This is a genomic window from Limosilactobacillus urinaemulieris, from assembly GCF_014838745.1.
Taxonomy (GTDB): Bacteria; Bacillota; Bacilli; order Lactobacillales; family Lactobacillaceae; genus Limosilactobacillus; species Limosilactobacillus urinaemulieris.
This window is the reverse complement of sequence record NZ_JABUXR010000051.1, coordinates 1-350: the sequence shown is the minus strand read 5'-3', so window position 1 is coordinate 350 and position 350 is coordinate 1. Positions and strand designations below refer to the sequence as shown.

Sequence of the window (350 nt, the reverse complement as noted above, 5' to 3'; positions counted from 1 at the left end):
CTTAGCAGAAATGCCAAAGGACGCTGAGAAGTATACGGCAACCAGCGACAAACTGGTCAAGCCTAACGGCGAACCAACGACGCCAGCCGATGTTATCGCTAAGGTGAAGACGGACTACCCTCAGGATGCCGCTAAGCAGCCAACAGTTTCAGTTGACAACCCCGATCAGTTGCCTGACGGGAAGACGCCGGGCGAGTACAACGTTGGTGTCACAGTAACATACCCAGACGGGACTCAGACTGAGGTCACGGTCACGGTTCACGTTGTCGGTGAAGCAGTAACGACGCCAGCTGCTAGTCAGCCAGCACCAGTGCAGACAGCGGTTAAGCCTGCCGGCGCTGCTGAAAATA

General features: G+C 55.7%; 1 protein-coding gene. It reads left to right on the top strand.

Annotated elements, in window-relative coordinates:
• A partial coding sequence (locus HUK45_RS09380) for a Rib/alpha-like domain-containing protein (RefSeq protein WP_268890017.1) occupies positions 1–350 on the top strand: 350 nt, incomplete at both ends.